Origin of the sequence: Paraburkholderia aspalathi (genome assembly GCF_900116445.1) — a bacterium.
GTDB classification, from domain to species: Bacteria; Pseudomonadota; Gammaproteobacteria; order Burkholderiales; family Burkholderiaceae; genus Paraburkholderia; species Paraburkholderia aspalathi.
Genome location: NZ_FPBH01000099.1, coordinates 1 through 1,238, shown reverse-complemented (window position 1 = coordinate 1,238; position 1,238 = coordinate 1). Strand labels below are relative to the sequence as shown.

General features: G+C 59.0%; 1 protein-coding gene. It reads left to right on the top strand.

Annotated features, from left to right (window positions below):
* Positions 1-61: 61 nt before the first annotated feature.
* Positions 62-1,197 (top strand): IS3 family transposase gene (locus tag BM438_RS44535; protein WP_093647953.1). Its coding sequence is split into 2 segments (ribosomal slippage): positions 62-320 and positions 320-1,197, totalling 1,137 coding nucleotides; the frame shifts between segments, so codons are not numbered across the junction.
* The last annotated feature ends 41 nt before the right edge of the window (positions 1,198-1,238 follow it).

The following is a 1,238-nucleotide window of genomic DNA, read 5'->3' as shown; positions in this document are numbered from 1 at the left end:
TGTAGTGGTCCAATGACTATGGACACCTCTAAAGGGGATAATTCTCCAAACGAGGTGAGAAATGAGCAGACGGAACATACCCGAAGAATTCAAGGCAGAAGCGGTACAACTGGTGGTCAGCAAGGGCTATTCGTTTTCCCAGGCCTGTGAAGCAATGGGCGTGGGCGATACGGCGCTGCGCCGCTGGGTAGCGCAATGGCGTGCCGAGCAGGCAAAGCCAGCGCGTACGCCCTTGCAGCTCGAAGGAGACGCGCGTCGCATCCGCGAACTGGAAGCGCGGGTGGCCGATCTTGAGAGGGAACGCGACATTCTAAAAAAGTCTACGGCCTTCTTCGTCAAGGAAATGGATCGCTTCCCGAAGTAATCCATTCGCTGAAGAAGGCCTGGCCGGTAAGCGTGATGTGCAGGGTGGCAGGCGTTGCCCGTAGCAGCTACTACGCGCTCGCGCGGCGCCCAGTGGCGCGTCGTTCGCCAACAGCGCTACTGACGGCTGCGCGCGAGATTCATCGGGAAACCCGCGGCAGCTACGGCAGCCGCAGGATGTCGCAGGCGTTGCGCCAGCGCGGCCACGACATAGGCCGTCACTGCACACGTTCGCTGATGCGCGAAGCGCAGTTGAAAGTAACGCGGCAGCGTACGCATCGTTACAGCAAGGCCAATGGTGAGGCGCTGGTTGCACCGAATCTGCTGGATCGCAACTTTGAGCAGGACAGACCCAATCAGGTCTGGGCTGGAGACATTACGTACGTGAGCACGCGTCAGGGCTGGTCGTATCTGGCCATCGTGATGGACCTGCATTCGCGCCGCATTATCGGCTGGGCGTTTGCGCTGCAGGCCGACACGGAGCTGGTGATCCGGGCCATCCGGCAGGCTCGGGCCAGACGGCGGGCATCGCACGGTGTGATGTTCCATTCCGACCAGGGCTGTCAGTACACCAGTGCGTACTTTGTTGAAGACCTGAAGGCCAACGGCATGGTGCAGAGCATGAGCAGAAAGGGAAACTGCTGGGATAACGCGGTCGTGGAGCGCTTCTTTAGAAGCCTGAAAAGCGAATGGCTCAATCCAAAGGGGTACCTCGATCACGCCGATGCCGAGCGCGACATCGAGGCCTATATTGACGACTTTTACAACTGCCGTCGGATCCATTCGGCAACAGACAGGATGCCGCCGACGCGGTACGAAGCTTCGACTTTTTAAAAATACCCTTTGCCGGTGTCCAGGATCGCTTGACCACTACA